Source organism: Stenotrophomonas sp. 05L414_2 (assembly GCF_056397905.1).
Map to the genome: position 1 here is coordinate 1 of NZ_JBFTOJ010000260.1, position 3,566 is coordinate 3,566.

The 3,566-nt window shown below is 66.9% G+C and carries 4 protein-coding genes; 2 read left to right on the top strand and 2 right to left on the bottom strand.

What is annotated here, in order from left to right; translation table 11 throughout:
• Window positions 1-1,353: DUF4153 domain-containing protein (locus AC1DJN_RS21215; protein ID WP_478040114.1), on the top strand; the 1,353-nt coding region annotated here is incomplete at its 5' end.
• Window positions 1,350-1,895, top strand: coding sequence for a DNA-3-methyladenine glycosylase I (locus AC1DJN_RS21220; protein ID WP_478040116.1), 546 nt, complete (start codon window positions 1,350-1,352; stop codon window positions 1,893-1,895). The genes AC1DJN_RS21215 and AC1DJN_RS21220, both read left to right, overlap by 4 nt.
• 74 nt (window positions 1,896-1,969) lie before the next feature.
• On the opposite strand, the gene AC1DJN_RS21225 is transcribed toward AC1DJN_RS21220, so the two are convergent.
• Both AC1DJN_RS21225 and AC1DJN_RS21230 read right to left on the bottom strand, forming a co-directional pair.
• Window positions 1,970-2,677 (bottom strand): YitT family protein, encoded by a 708-nt coding sequence (locus AC1DJN_RS21225; protein WP_025874035.1) that lies wholly within the window; start codon window positions 2,675-2,677, stop codon window positions 1,970-1,972.
• A 409-nt stretch (window positions 2,678-3,086) separates the two neighbouring features.
• Window positions 3,087-3,299 carry a DUF4287 domain-containing protein gene (locus tag AC1DJN_RS21230; protein WP_032977298.1) on the bottom strand — a complete coding sequence of 71 codons (213 nt, stop codon included), beginning with the start codon at window positions 3,297-3,299 and terminating at the stop codon, window positions 3,087-3,089.
• Window positions 3,300-3,566 lie beyond the last annotated feature (267 nt).

Sequence of the window (3,566 nt, forward strand, 5' to 3'; positions counted from 1 at the left end):
GTGTTCACCGGCTTGACCTGGCTGCTGCTGTGGCTGTGGGCGGCGCTGTTCCGGATGGTCAAGGTCGACTTTTTCCACGTCCTGTTCGGCAGCGATGCCTTCATCGCCTTGGCCACCGGCATGCTGGCAGGCTTCGGCGTGCTGATCGGGCGCACCCAGCATCGCGCGATGCAGATCACCCGCCAGGTGCTCTTCGCGATCTGCCGCGGCCTGCTGCCATTGCTGTCGTTCATCGCGGTGCTGTTCGTGCTGTCGCTGCCGTTCACCGGGCTGGCGCCGCTGTGGGCCACGCGTTCGGCCGCCAGCCTGCTGCTGGTGCTGGCGGTGCTGCTGATCAGCCTGGCCAACGCGGTCTACCAGCACGACGACGGCACCCCGCCCTACCCGGCATGGCTGCGCCGGCTGGTCGAGGCCAGCCTGCTGGCACTGCCGATCTACGCCGGCCTGGCGCTGTATGCGATGTCCCTGCGGGTCAGCCAGTACGGCTGGACCCTCTCGCGCTTCTGGGGCGTGGCGGTGGCAGTGCTGATTGCCGGCTATGCCATCGGCTACGCCTTCGCCGCACTGCGCCGGCACGGGCGTTGGCTGCATCGGCTTGAGCCGGTCAACCGCTGGATGTGCTGGGCCGTGCTGGCAACCGCACTGCTGGCCATCTCGCCGGTGATCGACCCGGTGCGCATCACCCTGGCCAGCCAGATGAAGCGCCTGCGCGCCGATCCGGCGTTGATGACTGCGGACGCCGCAAATCAGCTGCGTTTCGAGCTGGGCCGTCGAGGTGTGCAGGCGCTGCGCACGCTGCAGAAAGCACCGTCATTGGCGGCCGACACGCGCGCCTCCAGCATCATCGTGCAGGCCCTGGCCCGGCAGAAGCGCGAGTCACGCTGGGATAACGACATCGACGATGGCGTGCGCGACCTGGCCAGCCTGAAGTCACGGATCGTGCAGGCCAAGGGCACCGCCTCGCCAGCCGATGACTGGTGGCAGGCGATACTGGACCGTCGCTTGCACGCGGGCGATTGCCTGGACGACGACAAGACCGGCGACAACCGCTGCGTCACCCTGCGCCGTGACCTGGACGGCGATGGCCAAGACGACGTGCTGCTGTGCATGACCAGTCTGTACAGCGGTCCGCGCTGCCAGCTGCACGTGCGTGAACCGGCTGGCTGGAGAAAGGAGGGTGAGGTTTCCTTCCAGGACGTTGACCAGCGCACCTCGGACGGGGCCCCGCAGGCCCTGCGCGACGGCCGCCTGACCATGCAGCCGCCGCGCTGGCCGACGCTGCTGCTTGACGGCGCGGCGGGCCAGCTGGAGATTGATCGCAGCAACGACCGCGCGGAGGCGGCCACACCATGARCGGATACTGCCGCATCGCCCCGGGCCATCCGGTGCACGAGTACTACCACGCCAATGAATATGGCTTCCCGCAGCGCGATGAGCGTGAACTGTTCGAGCGCCTGCTGCTGGAGATCAACCAGGCCGGCCTGAGCTGGGAGACCATCCTGAAGAAGCGCGAGGGATTCCGCGCGGCCTATGACGCGTTCGACGTTGATCGCGTGGCGGCCTACGCCGAGCAGGACATCGAGCGCCTGCTGTCGGACCCGGGCATCATCCGCAACCGCTTGAAGGTGCTGGCGGCGATCCACAACGCGCAAGTGATCCAGCAGCTGCGCCAGAGCCACGGCAGCTTCGCCGCCTGGCTGGACGCACACCATCCGCGCAGCAAGGCCGACTGGGTGAAGCTGTTCAAGAAGACGTTCCGCTTCACCGGTGGCGAGATCACCGGCGAGTTCCTGATGAGCCTGGGCTACCTGCCGGGCGCGCATGCCGAGGACTGCCCGGTGCATGCAACGCTGCTGAAGCTGGCACCGCCGTGGGTACAGGCAGCGCGCGGCTGATGCGCATCCGCCGGGCATGGCCCGGCGCTACCGGGGCGCGTGGCACCTGGGCGGGCGATCCGCCGAATGCGGAATCAGACGCCCATGTAGCGGCCCGGGCGGTGGTTGAACATCAGCACCAGGCTGAGTACCACCGCACCGATGGCCGAGTACATCACTTTGGACGGCGACAGCACGAAGAACGCGGCCACCATCAGGCACGCATCGAAGGACATCTGCACTTTGCCGGCGCTCCAGCCGCGGGTGCGCTGCAGGTACACCGCCAGGATGCCGATGCCGCCGAGGCTGGCGCGATGGCGGATGAAGAACAGGATGCCCAGGCCGGACAGCGCGCCACCGACCAGCGCCGAGTACAGCGGCGCGATATGCGAAAAGTCCGCCCAGCGCGGCAGGATGTCGGTGAGCAGGCCGCAGGCAGTGACCGCTGCGAACGTCTTCAGGGTGAATTCCCAGCCCATGCGGCGCACGGCCACCCAGTAGAACGGCAGGTTGACCAGCACGAACACCAGGCCGAAGTTCCAGCCCATCGAATAGTGCAGCAGGAAGGCCATGCCGGCCATGCCGCCGATCATCAGCCCGCCCTTGGCGAAGATGGCCAGGCCCAGTGAGGCCACGAGCATGGCCAGCACCATGCCCTGCACGTCCTCGGCGACCGAGTGGCGCAGCGCCTTCTCATCGGCGGGGGTGCCGGCAACATCGGGCGGCGGGGTCAGCGGGCCAGCGGTGACCAGGTGGCCGTCAGCGTCGTCGCACGGCGCCGGGCCATGGGATTGGAGGGACATACAGGTGGGGGCACTACGGGTGGGGAGCGGTATTAGACACGATCTGCATGACAGTTGCAGATGAAATCGTTCAGTTGGGAGTTGCGGCGAACGGCGCAGCCCCTCGTGGCTGGGCGGCGTAATGCAGTTCAGTGGCTTGGCCAGGCGGGGTGAGGCTGCGGGGGACGCCGTGAATCCGTCCCTGGGGACTTGGCCGCGTCTTGCTCGTGTGCGCTGTCCTGCGCACACAGCAAGACCGGGATTGGGCGTCCCGTCCTGCCCAACCCGCCCGAGGCATGCCTCGGGCCCATGCCGCGGACACCCCCGCAGCCTCACCCCACCCGGCCTTGGACAGGTTCCGTGCGCGTCCAGCCACGTAAAGAGAAAAGAAGAGCAAAAGCGGGTCGCTTCGCTCGGTGGAGCGGTTGTCTCAGCGCTGGGTGGCCAGGTGGTGGGCGACCAGGGCGTTTGCGTGGCCATGGCCCAGCCCGTGCTCGGATTTCAGGAAGCTGACCAGTTCCATGTGCTTCAGCCCCGGCCGTTTGGCCAGCAGCGCCAGCCAATGCGCCACCGGCTGCCCGTAGGTCTTTTCGATGGAAGGAAAATAGGACGCCGGGCCCTTGGGTTTGCTGTCGGTGCTCATGTGCTGCTCCCTTTTCTTTGGAAAGTACCCGATCGACGAACCACGGAACCACAAATCGACATAGCGCATTAACCGACCAGCGCCCGGCGCCACCAGTCACGCGCATCCACGCATGGCGTGGATCTACGTGTCGACCAAGGTCGACCCCCACCAACAACAAGTCATGCAATTCCAACAGATCGCGGAAAACTGTCGAAGGCGGGGTGGGTCCGGTTGCGGGGGTGTCCGCGGCATGGATGCCGCGGCCAAGCCTCCATGGATGGATTC

Excerpts from the sequence above, each read along its gene's own strand:
- AC1DJN_RS21225 (WP_025874035.1), bottom strand. The coding sequence starts at position 2,677 with ATGTCCCTCCAATCCCATGGCCCGGCGCCGTGCGACGACGCTGACGGC.
- AC1DJN_RS21230 (WP_032977298.1), bottom strand. The coding sequence starts at position 3,299 with ATGAGCACCGACAGCAAACCCAAGGGCCCGGCGTCCTATTTTCCTTCC.